The sequence below is a fragment of the Burkholderia sp. F1 genome (assembly GCF_050813845.1).
GTDB classification, from domain to species: domain Bacteria; phylum Pseudomonadota; class Gammaproteobacteria; order Burkholderiales; family Burkholderiaceae; genus Burkholderia; species Burkholderia ubonensis.
In genome coordinates, this window is record NZ_CP172421.1 from 3,411,455 (window position 1) to 3,430,319 (window position 18,865).

The 18,865-nt window shown below is 68.5% G+C and carries 18 protein-coding genes; 7 read left to right on the top strand and 11 right to left on the bottom strand.

Annotated elements, in window-relative coordinates:
- The first annotated feature begins 16 nt into the window (after positions 1-16).
- Together ACFIMZ_RS16085 and ACFIMZ_RS16090 are read left to right on the top strand one after the other, a co-directional pair.
- Positions 17-1,051 carry a hydrolase gene (locus ACFIMZ_RS16085; RefSeq protein ID WP_431820363.1) on the top strand — a complete coding sequence of 345 codons (1,035 nt, stop codon included), beginning with the start codon at positions 17-19 and terminating at the stop codon, positions 1,049-1,051.
- Positions 1,044-1,631, top strand: coding sequence for a DUF2946 family protein (locus ACFIMZ_RS16090; RefSeq protein WP_431820364.1), 588 nt, complete (start codon positions 1,044-1,046; stop codon positions 1,629-1,631). The genes ACFIMZ_RS16085 and ACFIMZ_RS16090 overlap by 8 nt, the downstream gene beginning before the upstream one ends.
- 15 nt (positions 1,632-1,646) lie before the next feature.
- On the opposite strand, the gene ACFIMZ_RS16095 is transcribed toward ACFIMZ_RS16090, so the two are convergent.
- A complete protein-coding gene (locus ACFIMZ_RS16095; protein WP_431820365.1) occupies positions 1,647-3,341 on the bottom strand; it encodes a M48 family metalloprotease in 1,695 nt (564 codons plus the stop codon).
- A gap of 224 nt (positions 3,342-3,565) precedes the next feature.
- Between ACFIMZ_RS16095 and moaC the strand changes: the two genes are divergently transcribed.
- Positions 3,566-4,045, top strand: a complete 480-nt coding sequence (moaC, locus tag ACFIMZ_RS16100; RefSeq protein ID WP_431820366.1) for a cyclic pyranopterin monophosphate synthase MoaC — start codon at positions 3,566-3,568, stop codon at positions 4,043-4,045.
- Positions 4,046-4,229: 184 nt separating this feature from the next.
- Here moaC and ACFIMZ_RS16105 read toward each other — a convergent pair whose 3' ends face one another.
- The gene (locus ACFIMZ_RS16105) at positions 4,230-4,796 is read right to left on the bottom strand and encodes a DUF2939 domain-containing protein (protein WP_431820367.1); all 567 of its coding nucleotides are present in this window, start codon (positions 4,794-4,796) and stop codon (positions 4,230-4,232) included.
- Positions 4,797-4,891: 95 nt separating this feature from the next.
- Here ACFIMZ_RS16105 and ACFIMZ_RS16110 point away from each other — a divergent pair, with 95 nt between their 5' ends.
- Together ACFIMZ_RS16110 and ACFIMZ_RS16115 are read left to right on the top strand one after the other, a co-directional pair.
- Positions 4,892-5,746, top strand: a complete 855-nt coding sequence (locus ACFIMZ_RS16110; RefSeq protein ID WP_431820368.1) for a hypothetical protein — start codon at positions 4,892-4,894, stop codon at positions 5,744-5,746.
- 92 nt (positions 5,747-5,838) lie between these two features.
- Positions 5,839-7,038: a hypothetical protein gene (locus ACFIMZ_RS16115; protein ID WP_431820369.1), complete on the top strand. Its 1,200-nt coding sequence runs from the start codon at positions 5,839-5,841 to the stop codon at positions 7,036-7,038.
- 27 nt (positions 7,039-7,065) lie between these two features.
- On the opposite strand, the gene ACFIMZ_RS16120 is transcribed toward ACFIMZ_RS16115, so the two are convergent.
- From ACFIMZ_RS16120 to recA, 9 genes are all read right to left on the bottom strand, one after another.
- Positions 7,066-7,413: a TonB family protein gene (locus ACFIMZ_RS16120; protein WP_431820370.1), complete on the bottom strand. Its 348-nt coding sequence runs from the start codon at positions 7,411-7,413 to the stop codon at positions 7,066-7,068.
- Between the two features lie 389 nt (positions 7,414-7,802).
- A complete protein-coding gene (locus ACFIMZ_RS16125) occupies positions 7,803-9,596 on the bottom strand; it encodes a PglL family O-oligosaccharyltransferase (protein WP_431820371.1) in 1,794 nt (597 codons plus the stop codon).
- Between the two features lie 164 nt (positions 9,597-9,760).
- Positions 9,761-10,357: a pilin gene (locus tag ACFIMZ_RS16130; protein WP_431820372.1), complete on the bottom strand. Its 597-nt coding sequence runs from the start codon at positions 10,355-10,357 to the stop codon at positions 9,761-9,763.
- A gap of 106 nt (positions 10,358-10,463) precedes the next feature.
- Positions 10,464-11,177, bottom strand: a complete 714-nt coding sequence (locus ACFIMZ_RS16135) for a TerC family protein (RefSeq protein ID WP_431820373.1) — start codon at positions 11,175-11,177, stop codon at positions 10,464-10,466.
- 155 nt (positions 11,178-11,332) lie between these two features.
- Positions 11,333-12,214, bottom strand: a complete 882-nt coding sequence (gene sucD, locus ACFIMZ_RS16140; RefSeq protein ID WP_431820374.1) for a succinate--CoA ligase subunit alpha — start codon at positions 12,212-12,214, stop codon at positions 11,333-11,335.
- Between the two features lie 67 nt (positions 12,215-12,281).
- Complete coding sequence (gene sucC / locus ACFIMZ_RS16145) at positions 12,282-13,448, bottom strand: ADP-forming succinate--CoA ligase subunit beta (RefSeq protein ID WP_431820375.1); 1,167 nt, start codon at positions 13,446-13,448, stop codon at positions 12,282-12,284.
- Positions 13,449-13,516: 68 nt separating this feature from the next.
- Positions 13,517-14,116, bottom strand: coding sequence for a DUF2889 domain-containing protein (locus ACFIMZ_RS16150; protein ID WP_431820376.1), 600 nt, complete (start codon positions 14,114-14,116; stop codon positions 13,517-13,519).
- Between the two features lie 144 nt (positions 14,117-14,260).
- Positions 14,261-15,133 (bottom strand): recombination regulator RecX, encoded by an 873-nt coding sequence (gene recX / locus ACFIMZ_RS16155; protein ID WP_431820377.1) that lies wholly within the window; start codon positions 15,131-15,133, stop codon positions 14,261-14,263.
- Entirely contained in the window at positions 15,133-16,203 is a 1,071-nt protein-coding gene (recA, locus tag ACFIMZ_RS16160) for a recombinase RecA (protein ID WP_124507858.1), read from the bottom strand. The genes recX and recA overlap by 1 nt, the downstream gene beginning before the upstream one ends.
- A 187-nt stretch (positions 16,204-16,390) precedes the next feature.
- Here recA and ACFIMZ_RS16165 point away from each other — a divergent pair, with 187 nt between their 5' ends.
- Both ACFIMZ_RS16165 and ACFIMZ_RS16170 read left to right on the top strand, forming a co-directional pair.
- On the top strand, positions 16,391-17,119 hold the full coding sequence (locus ACFIMZ_RS16165) for a response regulator (RefSeq protein ID WP_431820378.1): 729 nt from the start codon (positions 16,391-16,393) through the stop codon (positions 17,117-17,119).
- Between the two features lie 18 nt (positions 17,120-17,137).
- Positions 17,138-18,685, top strand: a complete 1,548-nt coding sequence (locus tag ACFIMZ_RS16170; RefSeq protein WP_431820379.1) for a sensor histidine kinase N-terminal domain-containing protein — start codon at positions 17,138-17,140, stop codon at positions 18,683-18,685.
- Positions 18,686-18,865: the final 180 nt, after the last annotated feature.

Sequence of the window (18,865 nt, forward strand, 5' to 3'; positions counted from 1 at the left end):
AAGACGCGGGGCGATCATGAGTACGGCTTCTCCGCCCACATCGCTTGACGGGGGCAACACCCCGGACGACGACACACTGCGCTATCGCGCGCCACGCTGGCTGCCGAACAGCCATGCGCAAACCATCGTGCCGGCGCTGTTCGCGCGACGACCGGTCGTTGCCTACCGGCGGGAGCGATGGGAAACGCCCGATCACGACTTCATCGATCTTGACTGGATCGCCCATCTCGACAGCGCGGCGCCGGCGCCCGACGCGCCGCTGTTCGTGCTGTTCCACGGCCTCGAAGGCAGCTCCGGCTCGCACTACGCGCTCGCGCTGATGGCCGCCGCGCGCGCGAAGGGCTGGCACGGCGTCGTTCCGCACTTTCGCAGCTGCAGCGGCGAGATGAACCGCCGGCCGCGCTTCTACCACCTCGCGGACAGCGCCGAGGTCGACTGGATCCTCAGGCGCCTCGCCGCGCAGCATCGCGGGCCGATCGTCGCCGCCGGCGTGTCGCTCGGCGGCAACGTGCTGCTGCGCTGGCTCGGCGAGCACCGCAGCGACACGTCGATCGTGCGGGCCGCCGCCGCGATCTCGACGCCGCTCGACGTGCATGCGGGCGGCCGTGCGCTGTCGCAGGGTTTCGCGATGCTCTACACGCGCAGCTTCCTGAAGACGCTGAAGCGCAAGGCGCTCGTCAAGCTCGAGCAGTTTCCGGGCCTGTTCGACCGCGAAGCGATGCTGAACGCCGTGACGATGCACGACTTCGACGACGTCGTCACCGCGCCGCTGCACGGCTTCGCCGACGCGAACGACTACTGGACGCAGGCGACCACCCGCCCGCTGCTGCCCGCGATCGACGTGCCGACGCTGATCCTCAACGCCCGCAACGACCCGTTCCTGCCCGCGTCGGCGCTGCCCGGCCCGGCGGACGTGTCGCGCGCCGTCGAGCTCGACCAGCCCGAAGCCGGCGGCCACGCGGGTTTCATGACCGGGCCGTTCCCCGGCCGGCTCGACTGGCTGTCGGTGCGGGTGTTCGGCTATTGCGCCAGGTTCGTCGACCATGGATGACATCGTCAAACAGGCGCTCGCCAAGTGGCCGGACGTGCCGCACTGCACCGGCTGGCTGCTGCTCGACAGGCGCGGCGACTGGCGCCTGCGCGACGACGCCGCGCAGGCGGCCGGCGAGCCCGGCGCGCCGCTGCGCCATGCGGCGCTGGTCGCGTTCATCGCCCGCAACTACGAAGCCGACGAGCACGGCCAGTGGTTCTTCCAGAACGGGCCGCAGCGCGTGTACGTCGAGCTCGCGTATACCCCGTGGATCGTGCGGCTCGCCGAACAGGACGGCCAGCTCACGCTCGCCGACCAGGCCGGCCGGCCGTTCGAGCCGCAGGAAGCATGGCTCGACGACGCGGGCGGCGTGCTGTTTCGCGCCGCCGGCGCGCCGCCGCGCGTCGCCGCGCTGCACGACCACGATCTCGGGCTGTTCGCCGATCACGCGGATCTCGACGCGACGCCGCCCGTGCTGCGCTGGCGCGACGACCGCGCGCTGCCGCTCGGCGAGATTGCGCGCGCCGACGTGCCGGCGCGCTTCGGCTTCGTCGCGAGCCCGGCCGAACGGGCGCGCGCCGCGCCGACCGCCGAACACTGACGCCGCCGCGACAGGCTAGCTCCTGCCGTTCTTTTCGTCCTCGCGCTCTTCCTTGTAGCGCGCCTCGAATTCGAGCAGGCGCGCGTTGAGCATCGACTGGTCGTAGAACGACACATCCTTTGCATCGCGGGCGTCCTTCAGCTGGCGGATCGCCGCCGGCCACGCGCCGTCGAGCGCGAGCTTCTCCGCCAGCGCGCGGCGTCGCGCGAGCATGTCGCCCTTGCCGTCGCTCGCCTTTGCGAGATAGTCCCACCAGTCCGGCTGCTGCGGATCGGCCTGCGCCTGCGTGCGGGCAAGCGTCTGCGCCTCTCCGAAGCGGCGCGCGGCCAGGAGTGCCTGCAGATGTCCTACGATCGCCGCGTGCGACGCCGGCCAGCGCCGCTGCGCGAGCGCCGCGAGCCGCACCGCGTCGTCGGTGCGCCCCGCGCGGCGCGCCAGGTCCGCGGCGAGCACGTCGAGGCTCGGCGAGCTCGCCGCGGGAGCGTCGTCGCGCCGCGCGCGCGCATCGAACGCGGCACGCGACGCCGCCAGCGCCTGGCCCGCCGCGTCGTACTGGCCGAGCAGCGTATTCGCGAGCGCGACGCCGTACCAGTTCGCAGCGACGTTCGACGCGGTATGGTCTTCGATCTCGAGCTGCATCCGGCGCGCCTCGGCCGCGATGTCGGTCGGTGCGCGGTTCTGCAGGATGCGCAGCCGGGCGCGCACGAACCCGTATTCGGCCGACTGGTGCGGCTGGCGGTACGGCGCGCGCCGCGCGCGATCCTCCATGTCGGCGATCCGCTCGCCCGTCAGCGGGTGGGTGCGCGCGTAGGCCGGCACGCCCGCATCGCCCATCGACGCGCGATCGAGCCGTTCGAAGAACCCCGGCATCCCGTACGGGTCGTAGCCCGCGCCCGCGAGCAGCTGGAAGCCGACGCGGTCCGCCTCGCGCTCCGCCGAGCGCGAAAAGCGCAGCTGGTTGTCGACCGCGTACGCCTGCCCGCCCAACGCGATCGCGCTGCCGAGATCGCCGCTGCGCGCGAGCACGCCCGCCAGCACGCCGAGCAGCATCGTCGCGAGCGCCGTATAGCCGGTCTTCTCGCTCGCGCCGATCATCCGCGCGATATGCCGCTGCAGCACGTGGCCCATCTCGTGGCCGACGACCGACGCAAGCTCGGATTCCGTCTGCGTCGTGATGAAGAGCCCGGTGTTGATGCCGATGAAGCCGCCCGGCATCGAGAATGCATTGATCTGCGCGTCGCGCACCGGGAACAGCTCGAAGTCGGGCGCATAGCCGCCGATGAAGCGCGCGGCGGCCGCGGCCGCGAGCCGCGCCGCCACTGCGTTCAGGTAGTCGCGCGCGAGCCAGTCGTCGAGATAGTCGGGGTCGCGCCGCACCTCGCGCATCACCCGTTCGCCGAGCTTGCGCTCGGCCTGCGGCGTCAGCGCGCCGCCGGAGCCGTCGCCGAGGTCGGGCAGCTGCAGCGCCCGCAGCGGCGCGCGCAGGCCCGCGGCGGAATTCGACACGCCGGTGGCGCCGGAAAACCGGCTCTCGGCGCCGCCGTAGGTGCCGAATACGTCGGGCGCAATGCCGGACGGCACGGTCGAGATCGACGGGAGACCGGCGGGCGCAGCCTCGAGCGGCAACGCGCCCGTGCGTTGCGCGAAGCCGTCGGGCGGCAGCGCCAGGGCCGCCGACAGCAACGCGACAAGCAACTGTTTGACACGCATGGCAGGATGATCGCGACGCCGTCCCGCGCGCGGCGCGCGCCTCGCGGCGTTTGATATGAATATTGTGGCCATTGTACCGGCGCCGGTCCGGCTGTCCCGCACGGACCGTCCGCCGGTTGTGCCCCGGCGGCGCGAGCGCCCGCTGCTATGATAGGCGCCCTTCAAGCTATGCACAGGATCGAACCGGGCGCCCGTGCGGCGGATTCGATCGACAGGAGCACGACATGTCTGGACTCACCCATTTCGACGCCGCCGGCCACGCGCACATGGTCGACGTCGGCGGCAAGCAGGAAACGCAGCGTATCGCCGTCGCGCGCGGCACGATCCGGATGCTGCCGGCGACGTTCGAGCTGATCCGCGACGGCAAGGCGAAAAAAGGCGACGTGCTCGGCGTCGCGCGCATCGCGGCGATCCAGGGCGCGAAGCGCACCGCCGACCTGATTCCGCTGTGCCATCCGCTCGCGCTGACCCGCGTCGCGGTCGATTTCGAGCTCGACGACGCGCTGCCGGGCGTGCGCTGCGTCGCGCAGGTCGAGACGTTCGGGCGGACCGGCGTCGAGATGGAGGCGCTCACCGCGGTGCAGGTCGGGCTGCTGACCGTGTACGACATGTGCAAGGCCGTCGATCGCGGGATGGTGATCACCGATGTGAGCGTGCTGGAGAAGCGCGGCGGGAAGTCGGGGGACTGGAAGGCGGAAGCGTAACGCCCTGATTCGGCGCTGAGGGGCCCCGCAACGGGTAGGCGTTCGCCGTATGGCCATGCTACGGTAGCCCGATCAGGGTCGGGCAACCATGCGGCAATCGGTTTTCCGTCGTGCTCAAACGCGAACCCACAAGAAGGGCTCGCTGCCGATCTCCGAACCGGGAAGCCGGTCCTTTCCGTTCTGGTTAATCGGCACTTGTCACGCTGGGCGGAAGCGTGACAGCCGACAACTTCCACGACCATAACCCGTTGCGTTTGAATATGAACTCGATCGGCTCGTTACGATCGCGTTGAGCCGTCACGGCAACCGTAGACCAGTTTCGATACCTGACCGAGTAATCGACGCGACTCGATTCCGACGCAGACGCCGCAGTGGACGCCGGCGCATCGACAGATCGGGCGGGAGGCTTGGAACTGGCATCGGCCATCATGTGCATCACGCCGGCGGGTGTCACCATCGTATCGATAATCTGGTTAGCGACACTCATGCCGAGCATCATCCCGATATCGGCGAATGGATTTTGCTTGAGTTGCGGATCGCTGGACAGCTTGTTTTGCATCATCGTCTTGAGCTGTGCGCGCAAACTTTCACGAAATGCCGGAAAATCGACGTTGGAAGAAAATCCGTCTGCATCTTTATCGATAATATCCGAGCGCATCGAGTGAAGCGTCATGTATGGGCTGGCGTAGCTCGTCACCGCGCCCAGAACGACAATAGCCCCCGCAACCACCATCAGCGATTTATTCTTCATGGTCTTTCGCATCTTGATTTGAGGTTTCGCAGTTTATCGAAAGCCACCCGGTGACATAAGGCGCCCGGACACAGTGAGCCGGTTGTCGATCGCTATTGTTCCGATACACTCGATCCCGCCTTGAAATCCGACTCATGGAAGCGTCTCGCCACGTTACAAACCGCGACCAGACATGTGCATGGCCGCTGGATACGCCACCGCCAAAAGAACAAATCATGCGAAATCTGCGCTCACGCCCCGAGCCACGGCGCCCGCTGCCGGCCACGCCGCTGACATTCCTGCTGACCGCAACCCTGCTATGCACGCCGGCAGCCGTGCACGCGCAAGACACCACCATCGCCGCGTCCGGGCTCCGCGCATTGCTGAATTGCTCGACGACCGCGCGCTGGCCGCTGCCGAAGGAACGCGCGGCGCTCAGAAAGGCCGGCGTGTCGATTTCGGGCTTCGCCGGGGATGGCGACGCGATCGTCGATGCGCGGCACGATGATCCGGACGATCGCTGGTCCGAAATGCGTTTCCGGTTTCCGCAACCGTTGACGATCGACGGCTACCCGGTGAACGTCATTCACCTCTATCGACGGCCGTCCGGCGACACCCCTGCCGACGAAGACCTGAAGGTGTATGCGCAGACGAGCGGCGACGTTGCCGCGTATGCGCGGGACCGCCAGCTGGCTCCGGTGCCGAAACCCGTGCCGTGGGCCATGAATATCGGCGAGAACGCCGAGGACGACGCGGCACCGGCATTCAAGGCGACGTACGCCGCGTGGACGAAACCGCTGACGAAGGTTCAGGCGCGTGCGCTGTCCGGCCCCGCAGGCACCTACGTCCTGCCCGGCCGCCACCGCCTGCCGGCACTGCGCTTCGCCGGGCCCCTCGCCGGCGCGCCGGGCGGGTTTGCATTCGGTTGCCAGATCTTCGGTTCGGAAACGAGTCCCGTGGAAGGCCTGTAAAGCTGTCGCGGGTGCTGCCCGCCCTCTTTCAATCGCATTGCCCGGCCGAGGCCGCAACGGCGGCCGGTCGGCAGACAACCTCCGAGGTCCGGATGAAAACAATCCAGAAAATCGCCGCCCTGGCGCTGTGCATCGCATCCGCCGGCCTGTCCGTCGCGCATGCCGCAAGCACCTGCCCCGCCGCCGACGCCGCCGCGCGCGCCGCGCTCGACGCGCGGCATCGGCTGCAGCAGATCCCGAGCCAGCAAAGCGGCGACGTCAGCGAAACCGTCCTGCCCGCTCAGCGGGACGCGATCCGCGCGTACAAGCAGGCGCTCGTCGGCGCGATCGACGCGCGGCTCGCGTGCAGCGACGAACGCGTCGAGCCGGCCGCGCTGCAACGCATGCTCGCCACGACGCTCGGCGTGTCGGCGAAACCGGGCGGGTCCGACCGCGATTCGTCGTTCGGGGACGATCCGACGGTCCACGTGGAGCGCGCGGCCGCGCCCCGGCCGCTCATCCTCGTGAGCAGCGGATTCGACGTCACCTGCGGCGATGACAACCTGCTCGCCGGCTATGCGTGGGACAACGGTGCCTGGCGGCGCGTGCTGCGCTGGCAGAGCGACGACTACAAGGATGTCTCCGGCGCGTACGGCCGGGGCTTCGAATTCGCGGCGCTGCCGGGAGGACAGGTGGTGGTCGTGCACGGCACGCCCTGGTGCACGTCGACGTGGACTCACTTCGTCGCCGACGTGATCGTCCCGGCGAACGGCGCGGCGCCGCAGCGCGCAGTGTTCCGGATGGGCAAGGACTATTGGTTCGACGAAGACAACTTCAGGCTGAAGACACGCCCCGACGGTTTCGAGCTGCGCGCGGCGGTCCACTCGATCGACTTCGACCTGCTGGTGCGGCCGGGCATCTACCGCTATCGCCTGGACGGCGACACCGTGCACCGCGTGCAGCCCGCCGCCGCAAACGGCCGGGACTTCGTCGACGAATGGCTGAGCGTCGACGATCCGCTCGCGCGCGAATGGAGCGACCCCGCGTCGGCCGCTGCCGCGTTGAAAGCGCGGCAGGCACTCAACGAACGGCGCAAGGCGCCCGACACGTCGTTCGGGTACGGCGCGGTGCGCGGCTGCTCCACCGCGAAGGACCGCTTCCAGGTCGAGATTGCGCTGACCGGCAAGTCAGGGCAACCCGTCGCGAAGCGCTACGGCCTGATCCGCCAGGAAGCCAACGGTTTCACGATGCTCGGATTGCAGGACACACCGGAGCCCACGTGCCGCGGCGCAAACCTGATGCCGCGGCACTGATCCACGCAGGCAGCCGCGCCGCGACGGTCAGCCGCCGCGCCGTGGCTCGAACACGAACGGCTGCGTCAGCGTGAACGGATTCGCCGCAGGCCCCGTCTGCGTGCAGGTCGCGCGCGACATCGCTTCGGCCGCGGCGCGGTCCGCGGCGGCATTGCGGCTGCTGGTCGTGATCGTCACGTTTTCCGCCACCCCGGAGGTCGTCATCAGTGCCCGCACCAACACCGTCGCGGGACGCGTGAGCGGCTTTGCCGTCTCAGGATAGACGGCGCGCGGGATGCGGCACGTCAGCTTGCTGTCTTGCTGCGAGGACACCGCGCAGCCGGCGAGCAGCACGGCGACAAGGGGCAGCATCAGATAGGTCGGGCAGGTAGCCATATTCGATTGGAATTCTGCAGCGTTGCTTCAGGATGGATTCGCCGCATCCCGGTTGCCGGTCGTGGTGCGGTGCCTGCCCGGCCGACCGTGCCCGGCCGTCGGCGGCGCGCCCGCGACGGCAGGCCGGCCCGTGCGGGCCGCCCGACCGTCTTCCCCGAGGCTTCGATGACCCGATACCGCGCGCCGCGATACCCGCATGGATCGGCTGGCATCCCGGCGCTTCGGCGCATTGTGCGCGCCCTTCCCGCCCAATAGCGGCGATTTGACAATACTTGACGTGAATCCCGCCAATGCCCGCGGAATCCATGCGATCCGCGACGCAATCGACGTCAACCGATGCGCGCGGAGCGCATCGCGCAATCGTCGTTCCGGACGATTGCGCGACGGGGTCACTCGCTGTCTTCGTCGTCCGACTCGTCGAGCGCGTCGGCCGGCACATCCCCGTACTTCGCGACCAGGGCCGCCTTGAAGGACTTCAGCGAAGGCTGTTCGTCGCACAGCTTGTACAGCGCCGCGAGCTGCTGCGGCCAGTCCTTCAGTTCCTTCGCGAAAACATGCAGGCGCGCGACCGTATCCAGCGCGTCGGCATCGCGGCCGTCCAGCGCCTGCAGCACCGCATAGCGGCGCAGCACCGTCTCGCCGGGCAGCAGCGCGATCGCGCGTTCGTGTGCCGCCAGCTTGGCCGGCAGGGCGTCGCGCGAAAGCGTGAGCAGCGTCGCCGCGCCGTAGTCGCCCCACGCGCCGAACAGCAGCGACGGCGCGTCGCGATACTGCGCGGCCGGGTCGGTGCCGTAATACAGCACTTCCGCGCGCTGGTAGTCGCGCAGCACCGGCAGCGCCGCGAGCAGGCCGCCGAACGTCAGCAGCGCGAACAGCGCGAACGCCGCGCGGCCCGGCACGATGCGCAGCGGCTTTGCCTCGAGCAGGCCGATCACGAACATCACCGGCAGCAGGAAGAACATGTACTGCTGCGGATACTCGACCAGCGCGTGCATCAGCAGCACGCCGACCAGCGCGAAACCGAACACGCGCGTGCTCGTCTGCGGCGCGCGCAGCGCGCGCACGAACCACAGCACGAGCGTGACGACGAGCACGCCGAGGCCGAGCAGGCCGGTTTTCGCGAGCAGGTCGATGAAGATGTCGTGCGAGTTGTTCGCGATCTCGACGCCGCCGAGCGCACGCGCGAGCGCGAACTGGTGCGACGGGAACTCGCCCCAGCCGACGCCGAGCAGCGGATGCTCGCGGAACATCGCGAGGCCGTACTTCCAGAGCGCGAGGCGCGGCGCAATCTGGCCCGCGTCGCGCATCCGTTCGGCCGCCGACACCGCGAGATTCAGGTGATAGTGCAGGTTCGCCCAGCGCACCGCGCCATTCACCGCGACGAACACGGCGGCGAGCAGGACGGGCATCAGCCACGCGCGCGCGCGCACGTTGACCGGCGTGCCCGGCTTGCCGCGCGATTCGGCCCACGCCATCCAGAAGCCGGCGACCACCATCACCGCGACCTGCAGCCACGGCCCGCGCGACACGGTGAGCGCGAGCCCGCCCGACAGCACGACCGACAGCATCAGCCACGCCCACACGGCGAGCCGGCGCGTCTGCACCAGATACAACGCGCCTGCGAGCGCGAACGCGATGTAGGTCGCGAGGTGGTTCGCCTGCGCCATGTTGCCGTACGGCCGGCGGTCGGCCGCAATGTTGTACACGACGACGAACGGCGACAGCGCCGACTCGAGCCGGAACAGCTGCACGACCTGGCAGAACACGGCGAACACGCCGCCGATGAGCAAGGCGCCCGCCATGATCCGCGCCGCCGCTTCCGCGAGCTGCTCGCGCGCGAGCACGTAGCCCGCCTGCATCGCGACCAGCGCCGCGCCGAGGTAGCCGACGGCCAGCCAGTTCATCGACGGCACCCGCAGCGGCATCAGCGCGGCCTGCGCGACGAGCACGGCCGCGAAGCCGAGCGGCGCGGCGAACGCGGCCGGCGCCGCGAACGGCGCGGCCGGCCGGCTCGTCCGCACGAGCAGGATCACGGACGCGCCCAGCAACAGATACAGCGCCAGCGCGGAAAACTCGGAATAGAAGGTCGGAATCGGATACGTGTGATTCGTGATCGCGTACGGCACGATCAGGGCGACCGCCAGCGCGACGAGCGGCAACGAGCGGGAAAAGGAAGAGGGCATGAGCAAACCGGATATCAGCAACCGGCGCACTATACAAAACTTTCCCCGCTCTGTGCTGAGCCGTCACGCCGGATGCATGGCCGGCGCAAGCGACTCGCCGCCCCCGGCGGGCCGGCGCGACGGCCCGCTTGCCGCGCAAACCGCCCCGCCCTGCCCGCCGCCCGCTACGCACGGCACTCGGCCGGCGCATACTTCGCCGGCAGCGTCGCGGCCTCGGCCGGCAGCGGCCCCGCCCCCGGCGCGGGCAGCGACGACGCCTGCTTGCCCGCGGCGAAGCACTCCCACGCGATCGCGCCCGCCTGCATCGCGCCTTTCCTGAGCGCCACGCGCGCGGTCGGCACCTCCGCCTTGTCGGGCGCGGACGGCACCAGCACCAGCGTGTTCGCGTCGCCGGCCGCGACGCGGGCGGTAAAGACGACCGAGATCTGGCCCGTCTCGTCGTCGACCCGGACCGACTCGACGTTGCGGGTCGCGGCCGGCGGGCTGTAGCCGCCGGCGAGGCCGGCGCCGCTCGCCGCGTTGTCGGCGACCGCAAGCCGCGCGGACGACGCGAGCGCGAGCCCCTCGCCGACCCGCGAACGCGCGAGGTAATCCTGGTAGGCTGGAATCGCATAGGCGGCGACGACGCCGACGATCGCCAGCACGATCATCAGCTCGATCAGCGTGAAACCGCCGCGGCGCCAGCGCAGCGCGGGCCGGCGCACCCGTCGCAGATCGACGGCGAAACGGCGGAACAGGGAAACGGAAAAGGCTTCGAACATGACAGGCTCCGGAAACGAGAAACGCCTGCCGAACGGACGCGCGGACAGGCGTTTCGATCGTAGCCAGCGGGCCACGCGGCCGGCAGTCGGCCGGACGGCCAACGCGTCAGGGCGATCCGGACGCGCCCGACGTGCCACGCCGCTTCCTCAGCGCGTAGCCGGCCGCGACGACGAACAGCGCGCCGGCCACGCTCGCGCCGTAGATCGCGGCCGGCGTGTCGAGCAGCGGCCAGCGGTCGCCGGCCGGGTCGTTCACCATCAGCCCGCCGGCGATCCAGCCGAGCAGCCCCGCGCCGAGCGTGACGACTACGGGGAAGCGGTCGAGCATCTTCAGCACCAGCGTGCTGCCCCACACGATGATCGGCACGCTGACGACGAGCCCGAAGATCACGAGCGCGAGCCGGTGCGACGGGTCGGCCCGCTCCGCCGCGCCGGCGATCGCGATCACGTTGTCGAGGCTCATCACCGCGTCGGCGATCACGATCGTCTTCACGGCCGCCCACAGCTTGTCGGCCGGCTTGATGTCGTCGTGCGCGTCGGCGGCAGGCGCCATCAGCTTGATGCCGATCCACAGCAGCAGCACGCCGCCCGCAAACTTCAGGAACGGCACGTCGAGCAGCGCGACCGCAAACGCGATCAGCACGATCCGCAGCAGGATCGCGCCGACAGTGCCCCAGACGACGCCGCGCAGACGCTGGTTCGCCGACAGGTTGCGACATGCGAGCGCGATCACGACCGCGTTGTCGCCGCCGAGCAGAATGTCGATGACGACGATCTGGAACACGGCGCCCCAATGGAGCGTGGACAGGAATTCGAGCATGGGCGGACGCAGGGTGGAAGGTCTGCCGGGCGCAGGCGCACACGGGTTCGCCGCCAGCCGCGCGATGCGCGCGCAGCCTTACGGGAATATTTTGCGAGAGTAACAAAAAACGCCGGCTGGGCCGGCGTTTTCTGCAGGACGTTGCGTCGCGGAAATTACAGCGCAGCCTTCAGCAGGCGGCCCATTTCCGACGGGTTGCGCGTGACCGTGATGCCGCACGCTTCCATGATTTCCAGCTTCGCTTCGGCCGTATCCGCACCGCCCGAGATCAGCGCGCCGGCGTGGCCCATGCGCTTGCCCGGAGGCGCCGTGACGCCCGCGATGAAGCCGACGACCGGCTTCTTCATGTTGTCCTTGATCCACTGCGCGGCGTTCGCTTCGTCCGGACCGCCGATCTCGCCGATCATCACGACCGCATCCGTATCCGGATCGTCGTTGAACATCTTCATCACGTCGATGTGCTTCAGACCGTTGATCGGGTCGCCGCCGATGCCGACTGCCGACGACTGGCCGAGGCCCAGTGCCGACAGCTGCGCGACTGCTTCATACGTCAGCGTGCCCGAACGCGACACGACGCCGATGCGGCCCTTGCGGTGGATGTGGCCCGGCATGATGCCGATCTTCAGCTCGTCCGGCGTGATCGTGCCCGGGCAGTTCGGCCCGAGCAGCAGCGTCTTGCGGCCTTCGCGGCGCATGCGGTCCTTCACTTCGATCATGTCGCGGACGGGGATGCCTTCCGTGATGCAGATCGCGAGATCCAGATCGGCTTCGACCGCTTCCCAGATCGCAGCCGCTGCGCCTGCCGGCGGAACGTAGATGACCGACACGGTCGCGCCGGTTTCTTCCTTCGCTTCCTTGACGCTTGCGTAGATCGGAATGCCTTCGAAATCTTCGCCGGCCTTCTTCGGGTTCACGCCCGCGACGAATGCTTCGCGGCCGTTTGCATATTCACGGCAGGCGCGCGTGTGGAACTGACCGGTCTTGCCGGTAATGCCCTGCGTGATGACCTTCGTGTCCTTGTTGATCAGAATCGACATGTATTTTGACCTCTGTTCGATTGGCGTCGCGTGCAAGCCGCGCCGCCATGCGTGTTCAATAGCGCGCTTACTTGCCTTCGGCAGCCGCGACGACCTTCTGCGCAGCTTCTTCCATGCTGTCCGCCGAGATGATCGGCAGGCCCGAATCGGCCAGCATCTTCTTGCCGAGGTCCTCGTTCGTGCCCTTCATGCGCACGACGAGCGGCACGTTCAGGTTCACGGCCTTCGAACCGGCGATCACGCCTTCCGCGATCACGTCGCAGCGCATGATGCCGCCGAAGATGTTCACGAGGATCGCCTTCAGGTCCGGGTTCTTCAGCATCAGCTTGAACGCTTCGGTGACCTTCTCGGTCGTCGCGCCACCGCCGACGTCCAGGAAGTTCGCCGGCTCGCCGCCGAACAGCTTGATCGTGTCCATCGTCGCCATCGCGAGGCCTGCGCCGTTCACGAGACAGCCGATGTTGCCGTCGAGCGAGATGTATGCGAGGTCGAACTTCGACGCTTCGATTTCAGCCGGATCTTCTTCGTCCAGGTCGCGGTACGCGACGATTTCCGGGTGGCGGAACAGCGCGTTCGAGTCGAAGTTGAACTTCGCGTCGAGTGCGATGACCTTGCCGTCGCCGGAGACGTTCAGCGGGTTGATTTCAGCCAGCGACGCGTCGGTTTCCCAGAATGCCTTGTACAGGCCTTGCAGGATCGCACGCGCTTGCGGAATCGAACCAGCCGGCACGCCGATCTTCGCGGCGAGGTCGTCGGCCTGGGCGTCGAGCAGGCCGGTCGACGGCTCGACGATGACCTTGTGGATCAGTTCCGGGTGCTTTTCGGCAACTTCTTCGATGTCCATGCCGCCTTCGCTCGAACCCATCAGAACGATCTTTTGCGACACGCGATCAACGACGAGGCTGACATACAGTTCCTGCTTGATGTCGGCGCCTTCTTCGATCATCAGACGGTTGACTTTCTGGCCTTCCGGACCGGTCTGGTGCGTGACGAGCTGCATGCCGAGGATCTGGTTCGCGTATTCGCGAACCTGCTCGATCGACTTCGCCACCTTCACGCCGCCGCCCTTGCCACGGCCACCCGCGTGAATCTGAGCCTTCACGACCCAAACCGGGCCGCCGAGCTCTTCCGCCACCTTGACGGCTTCGTCAACCGAGAACGCCGGCTTGCCGCGCGGTACCGCGACTCCGAATTTCCGCAGGATTTCCTTACCCTGGTACTCGTGAATCTTCATGCGTGATTCCCTTCAGTCTGAGAGTTGGATGAAAAGTCGTTCAGGACGCTTCTTCGAATGATTTCCGTTCATTCCTTCGTGCTACCCGAGTCCGGCCGACTCGCGCCATACCAGCGCGGGTAGTACTGCTGCACCACCTCGCCGTCGAACCGGAGCGCGCGGCAGCGGCCCAACTGGAACGGCGGTTCGGCGGGCGCGCCGTCATGCTCCGGCCCCTCGCCGCCCTCCTCCCGCACGTTCCACACGTCGCCGGCGAACGCCTGGATCGCCGCCGTCGGCAGCACGGCGCACAGCTCGGTGAGATGGGAACAGCCCGCGACGCCGGACAGAAGTCGGGTCGCATCGCGGCGGAAGTGGCGGAAGAGATTGAGCCCGATGAGGGCCCGGTAGGCGGGGTTGGCGGATTGGCAGTGTCCGGGATACGGCACCCATTCCGACGACGCTTCGGCGTCGACGACATTGAGGTCACGATCGATGGTCACGCGCAGCCAGAGTTCATGAATCGGCAGGCCGTCCGGCCGGATGCCCGACGCAAGCGCGACGTCGCGCGGCTTGTGATCGGTCAGGCAGGCTTCGATGTCCCACAAGCCGTCGCCGCGCTCGTAGGCTTCCGCTCGGATTGCGCGTCGATGTCGCAACTGACGGGGCACGGGCTCGGATAGCGGCATGCTGGAGGTTGAGGCCGAAGAGGAAAACCTGTGGATTTTACCATATCGGGTATTTGAGACAGGCTGACGTGACGGCGGGTATTCCCGCCTGTCAGGAAGTGGTTGCAATGCAGCAAAATCGCGTGCCGCGCGCGGCTTCGGCGGTCAGTCGTCGCCGAACATTTCGTCGCCGCACTTCAGCAACTTCACGATGGTCGCGCTCGAGAAGCCACGCGCCGCCAGGAAGCGCGCCTGCTTCGCGCGCTCGGCAGGCGTTTGCGGCAGTGCACCGAATTTCTTGCGCCAGACCGCCTGCGCGCGTGCCCATTCCGTCTCCCGAAGCTGCGCGCTCACCTCCTCGACGAGGGTGTCGCCGACCGCATGACGCTTCAGCTCGTTGACGATCCGCGCCGCGCCGACCCGCGACGCGCGGCGATGCACGAGGCTCTCGGCGAAACGCGCGTCGGACAGCCAGCCTTCCTGCTCCAGCGCATCCAGCACCGGCTCGACGGATTCGTCGTCGCCCACATAAGGCGCGAGCTTGCGCGCCAGTTCGGCGCGGCTGTACTCACGCCGGGACAGGTAGCCGAGCGCGCGGCCCTTCAGCGACCGAACGGGTTTCGACGACGAAGACTTGCGTGCCGACGCGCCGCCCTCCGCCTCGGCCGCGGCGCCGGCCGACCGGCGCGTGCGGCGCGGGTTCTGGCTCGTGCGGGTATAGACGTCTTCCGAGGCCGCGGCGGATGCGCCGGACGCGCTCTCGCGCGGGAAGCCGACGCCGGACACGCGGCGGCGCGCCCGGTCATGCGCATCGAACGATTCGTCGTGTTCGAACGGATCGTCCGGCGCGGTCACCTCAAATGCAACGAGGGCATCGTCGGATGCCCTCGTCGCGGTGCGGTTCGCGGCATGGCTGGCTGAAGCGCCCGCGGACCGCCGGCTGGCGCCCGGGGACGCGGCGCGCCGCTCGGAGTCGCCCGGCGCGCCGCGCGCGTCGTACTCCTCCGGCTCGCCCGTTCCGCCCCGGCGCCTGACCATCACTCTTCTTCGTCCATCGCCTCGGCTTCGTTGCCTGCGCCATCGGGCATCGCAGCGACGCCGAGCGATTCGCGAATGCGGTTCTCGATCTCGCGCGCGATTTCCGGATTCTCGCGCAGGAATTCACGCGCGTTGTCCTTGCCCTGACCGATCTTCTCGCCGTTGTAGCTGTACCAGGCACCCGCCTTGTCGACGATCTTCGCCTGCACGCCGAGGTCGATGATCTCGCCCTGACGCGAGATGCCCTCGCCATACAGGATGTCGAAAATCGCTTCGCGGAACGGCGGCGACACCTTGTTCTTCACGACCTTCACGCGGGTTTCGTTGCCGATCACCTCGTCGTTCTTCTTGATCGAGCCGATCCGGCGGATGTCGAGACGCACCGACGCATAGAACTTGAGCGCGTTGCCGCCCGTCGTGGTTTCCGGGTTGCCGAACATCACGCCGATCTTCATCCGGATCTGGTTGATGAAGATCACGAGGCAGTTCGTGCGCTTGATCGTGCCCGTCAGCTTGCGCAGCGCCTGCGACATCAGGCGGGCTTGCAGGCCCGGCAGCGAATCGCCCATCTCGCCTTCGATTTCGGCCTTCGGCACGAGCGCCGCGACCGAGTCGATGACGATCATGTCGATCGAGCCCGAGCGCACCAGCGCGTCGGTGATTTCGAGCGCCTGCTCGCCGGTGTCCGGCTGCGAGATCAGCAGTTCGGGCACGTTGACGCCGAGCTTCGACGCGTACTGGACGTCGAGCGCGTGCTCGGCGTCGATGAACGCCGCGGTGCCGCCGAGCTTCTGCAACTCCGCGATCACCTGCAGCGTGAGCGTGGTCTTGCCGGACGATTCCGGACCATAGATTTCGACCACCCGGCCGCGCGGCAGGCCGCCGACGCCGAGCGCGATGTCGAGGCCCAGCGAGCCCGTGGACACGACCTGGATGTCCTCGGTGGCTTCGCCGTCGCCCATGCGCATGATCGACCCTTTGCCGAACTGCTTCTCGATCTGCGCGAGCGCGGCGGCCAGCGCCTTGCTCTTCTCGGCAGTCAGCCCGGAGCCTTTCTTGCTATCTTCCATGAATCGTCCTTTGCTATGATGAGCAGCGTCTGATTGAGGTGCGCCGGACGAGCCGCTGCGCACGAATGCAGACACTGTATAAAAAAACAGTGTTTTATGCAAGCCCGCAATTGGGCCGCGCAACACACGAACCACTTCGGAGACAGCCGCGCCGGCATGATCGCCCTGCCGGCCACCGGTCACGCACATGCGAATTCTCATCGCCGAAGATGACAGCATACTCGCGGACGGCCTCACCCGGTCACTCCGCCAATCGGGCTATGCCGTCGACCATGTGAAGAACGGCGTCGAGGCCGACACGGCCCTGTCGATGCAGACGTTCGACCTGCTGATCCTCGATCTCGGCCTGCCGAAGCTGTCCGGGCTCGACGTCCTGAAGCGCCTGCGCGCACGCAATTCCAACCTCCCCGTGCTGATCCTGACCGCCGCCGACAGCGTCGACGAGCGCGTGAAGGGCCTCGACCTCGGCGCCGACGACTACATGGCCAAGCCGTTCGCGCTCAACGAGCTCGAGGCGCGCGTGCGCGCGCTCACCCGGCGCGGCGCGGGCGGCGGCCCGACCGTCGTGCGGCACGGCTCGCTCGCGTTCGACCAGGTCGGCCGCATCGCGTACGCGAACGACCGCGTGCTCGACCTGTCCGCGCGCGAGCTCGGCCTGCTCGAAGTGCTGCTGCAGCGGATCGGCCGCCTCGTGTCGAAGGAGCAGCTCGTCGACCATCTGTGCGAATGGGGCGAGGAAGTCAGCAACAACGCGATCGAGGTCTACGTGCACCGGCTGCGCAAGAAGATCGAGCCGAGCGGCGTGCGAATCGCCACCGTGCGCGGGCTCGGCTACTGCCTCGAGAAAGTCGCCGCCCCCCCTCCGTCCGACGCGGCGGAGCCCCGCCCCGCGTCAGCCGGCACGCCGCTGCGCTGACGGTCGGCCGTCGCCGCGATGGCCACGCCGGCCCGCTTCCGCCCCCCGACCGGCGAGCCCGCTTCCGCCGCCGACGCCGCGCGCGACGCACGCTACGAGAACCCGTTCGCGCCGCCCGACGAAACCGACGCGCCCGAAGCCGCGCGGCCGCGCTCGCTGTTCGGCGAGATCCTCGACTGGATGCTCGCGCCGCTGCTGCTGCTGTGGCCGATGAGCATCGCCGTCACGTACCTCGTCGCGAAGACGATCGCGAACGGGCCGTTCGACCGCGCGCTCGAGACCAACGCGTACGTGCTCGCGCGGCAGATCCACCCCGTCAACGGCGTCGCCGAGCTGACGCTGCCGCAGGCGACCCGCGACTTCCTGCGCGCGGACAACGTCGACAGCGTCTATTTCCAGGTGCTCGGCACGCGCGGCGAGCTGGTCGCGGGCGAAGCGGACCTGCCGCTGCCGCGCGACGAGGACCGCCCGCCGCCGGGCGTCGTCGCGTTCCGCGACGACCTGCTGCGCGGCAACGACGTCCGCGTCGCGTATACGACAGTCGCGCTGCCGCAGCCGAGCGGCCCGCAGCCGGTGCTCGTGCAGGTCGGCGAGACGCTCGACAAGCGCAACGCGCTCGCGAACGACATCATCAAGGGCGTGATCCTGCCGCAGTTCGTGATCCTGCCGCTCGCGATCCTGCTCGTCTGGTTCGGGCTGTCGCGCGGGCTCGCGCCGCTCACCGCGCTGCAGGCCCACATCCGCGCGCGGCGTCCGGACGACCTGTCGCCCGTCGAGGCGCAGCGCGCGCCGCCCGAGATCGAGCCGCTCGTCACGTCGTTCAACGACCTGCTCGCGCGCCTCGAACAGAGCATGGCGCTGCAGAAGCGCTTCATCGCCGACGCCGCGCACCAGATGAAGACGCCGCTCGCCGGGCTGCGCACGCAGGCCGAATTCGCGCTGCGCCACGAGGTGTCCGCGGACGTGCAGCGCTCGCTCGAGCAGATCGCGACGAGTTCCGAGCAGGCCGCGCGGCTCGTCACGCAGCTGCTCGCGCTCGCGCGTGCCGAGAACCGCGCGAGCGGGCTGATGTTCGAGCCCGTCGAGATCGCAACGCTCGCGCGGCGCGCGGTGCGCGACTGGGTGCAGGCTGCGCTCGCGAAGCGGATGGACCTCGGCTACGAAGGCCCGGACGACGACGTGCCGCTCGACGTCGACGGCAATCCGCTGATGCTGCGCGAGATGCTCGGCAACCTGATCGACAACGCGATCCGCTATACGCCGGAAGGCGGCCGCATCACCGTGCGGGTGCGCGAGGATCGCGCCGCGCGGCTCGCGCACCTGGAAGTCGAGGACACGGGCCCCGGCATCCCGGCCGCCGAACGCGAGCGCGTGCTCGAGCGCTTCTACCGGATCCTCGGCCGCGAAGGCGACGGCAGCGGCCTCGGGCTCGCGATCGTGCGCGAGATCGTCGCGCAGCACGGCGGCACGCTGACGCTCGACGATCACGTCTACCAGGCGATGCCGCGTCTCGCGGGCACGCTCGTGCGCGTGACGCTCCCCTTGCACGACCCGGCCCCGGAATAACCCTGACGTGCGCCGCAGCATCCTGCCGCAACGCCGCTGATTGCGCGAATTTGCGCGCCGTTTTCGAAACGAACGCTGCACGAAGACCGTCGTTCGCCGCGGGTTAACGTGGAATCGTTTTGCGCCGGCGAGTCAGTGCGCCGTAAGTTTGCCTGCCAATAATCGTCGACAGGCTCGCCT

Coding starts and splice junctions, on each gene's coding strand:
- ACFIMZ_RS16120 (WP_431820370.1), bottom strand. CDS start 7,413: ATGGCTACCTGCCCGACCTATCTGATGCTGCCCCTTGTCGCCGTGCTG.
- ACFIMZ_RS16165 (WP_431820378.1), top strand. CDS start 16,391: ATGCGAATTCTCATCGCCGAAGATGACAGCATACTCGCGGACGGCCTC.
- ACFIMZ_RS16150 (WP_431820376.1), bottom strand. CDS start 14,116: ATGCCGCTATCCGAGCCCGTGCCCCGTCAGTTGCGACATCGACGCGCA.
- ACFIMZ_RS16115 (WP_431820369.1), top strand. CDS start 5,839: ATGAAAACAATCCAGAAAATCGCCGCCCTGGCGCTGTGCATCGCATCC.
- ACFIMZ_RS16135 (WP_431820373.1), bottom strand. CDS start 11,177: ATGCTCGAATTCCTGTCCACGCTCCATTGGGGCGCCGTGTTCCAGATC.
- sucC (WP_431820375.1), bottom strand. CDS start 13,448: ATGAAGATTCACGAGTACCAGGGTAAGGAAATCCTGCGGAAATTCGGA.
- sucD (WP_431820374.1), bottom strand. CDS start 12,214: ATGTCGATTCTGATCAACAAGGACACGAAGGTCATCACGCAGGGCATT.
- ACFIMZ_RS16125 (WP_431820371.1), bottom strand. CDS start 9,596: ATGCCCTCTTCCTTTTCCCGCTCGTTGCCGCTCGTCGCGCTGGCGGTC.
- recX (WP_431820377.1), bottom strand. CDS start 15,133: ATGGTCAGGCGCCGGGGCGGAACGGGCGAGCCGGAGGAGTACGACGCG.
- moaC (WP_431820366.1), top strand. CDS start 3,566: ATGTCTGGACTCACCCATTTCGACGCCGCCGGCCACGCGCACATGGTC.
- ACFIMZ_RS16095 (WP_431820365.1), bottom strand. CDS start 3,341: ATGCGTGTCAAACAGTTGCTTGTCGCGTTGCTGTCGGCGGCCCTGGCG.
- ACFIMZ_RS16085 (WP_431820363.1), top strand. CDS start 17: ATGAGTACGGCTTCTCCGCCCACATCGCTTGACGGGGGCAACACCCCG.
- ACFIMZ_RS16130 (WP_431820372.1), bottom strand. CDS start 10,357: ATGTTCGAAGCCTTTTCCGTTTCCCTGTTCCGCCGTTTCGCCGTCGAT.
- recA (WP_124507858.1), bottom strand. CDS start 16,203: ATGGAAGATAGCAAGAAAGGCTCCGGGCTGACTGCCGAGAAGAGCAAG.
- ACFIMZ_RS16090 (WP_431820364.1), top strand. CDS start 1,044: ATGGATGACATCGTCAAACAGGCGCTCGCCAAGTGGCCGGACGTGCCG.
- ACFIMZ_RS16105 (WP_431820367.1), bottom strand. CDS start 4,796: ATGAAGAATAAATCGCTGATGGTGGTTGCGGGGGCTATTGTCGTTCTG.
- ACFIMZ_RS16170 (WP_431820379.1), top strand. CDS start 17,138: ATGGCCACGCCGGCCCGCTTCCGCCCCCCGACCGGCGAGCCCGCTTCC.